Below are 1,192 nucleotides of genomic sequence, written 5' to 3' on the forward strand. Positions count from 1 at the left end.
ACGTCACCCCGGTCTTCGGTCGCGGTCGCTTCGGGCACGGCGAACGCGAGTGGACCGACGATACGAGCATGGCGGTGCCGATCCTCGACGCACTCGTCGCCGGTCGGTCGCTGACCGATCCCCGCGCGCTCACGGCGATCGTGACCCGCTGGCAGGAGTGGGCACGCGACGCCCTCGACGTCGGCGCGCAGACCCGTCAGGTGCTCGGCCGCATCCCTGCGGGGGCGGGAATGGATGCCATCACCTCCGCCTCCCGCGGGGTGCACGACGCCACGGGCCGCAGCGCCGGCAACGGCTCCCTCATGCGCACCGGGCCCGTCGCGCTGGGCTCGCTCGACGGCCCGCGCCAGGACCTCGCCGTCGCAGCCGCCGCCGTCGCCCGCCTGACCCACTGGGAGGACGACAACGTCGACGCCTGCGCGCTGTGGTCCGGTGCTGTTCGGCACGGCATCCTGTTCGGCGAACTCGACATGCGCGCGCAGCTCGACCTCGTCCCGGCGCCGCGCCGCGAGAGGTGGGCGGGCCTCATCGACGAGGCCCTGGATGCGCACCCGCGGGACTTCCGCGAGGCGAACGGCTGGGTGGTCCGCGCGTTCCAGGGTGCGCTCGCCGCCGTGTCGGGAGCCGTCTCTCCGCTGGATGCCATCGAGCGCGCCGTCCGCGGCGGCAACGACACCGACACCGTCGCCGCGATCGCCGGGTCTCTCGCGGGCGCGATATGGGGCGCCGACGCCCTGCCCGCCTCGCACGCCGATGGTCTGCACGGGTGGCCGGGGATCGACGGGGTCGAGCTCGCGCGCCGCGCGCGGGTGGCGGTCGGAGCCTGAGGCCTACGGCTTCGGCGCGGTCGCGCCGGGCGGCGCGTCGAGCACCGTGCCGACCCCACCGCGCATCGCGATCGCAGCCCCGGCGGTCACCGCCAGCAGCACCGTCAGGTACACGATGAAGCCGACACCACCGCCGGTGGCGTGGAACATCAGCGGAGCGGTGCCGCCGAAAAGCGAGTTCGACACGGCGTACCCGAACCCGACGCCCAAGGCGCGTATGTGCGCCGGGAACACCTCGGCCTTGGCGATGCCGTTCACCGACAGGTAACAGGTGAGCACCGCGAAGGCCAGCACGAGCACCGCGAACACCGCGGCCGGCGAGGTCACGCGCGCGGCCGCGGTCACGAGGGCCCCCGCGCCCAGGA

The 1,192-nt window shown here is 74.4% G+C and carries 1 protein-coding gene and 1 pseudogene; one reads left to right on the forward strand and one right to left on the reverse strand.

Features of this window, described 5'->3' with window-relative positions:
- Positions 1–827, forward strand: an 827-nt coding sequence (locus DBR36_RS12665) for an ADP-ribosylglycohydrolase family protein (protein ID WP_181373592.1), incomplete at its 5' end; no start/stop codon positions are given.
- Between the two features lie 3 nt (positions 828–830).
- Here the strand turns inward: DBR36_RS12665 and DBR36_RS17810 are convergent.
- Positions 831–1,192 (reverse strand): annotated as a pseudogene (locus tag DBR36_RS17810) (alpha-ketoglutarate transporter); the annotation flags it as partial.

This window comes from Microbacterium sp. HMWF026 (genome assembly GCF_003061325.1).
GTDB lineage: Bacteria > Actinomycetota > Actinomycetes > Actinomycetales > Microbacteriaceae > Microbacterium > Microbacterium testaceum_E.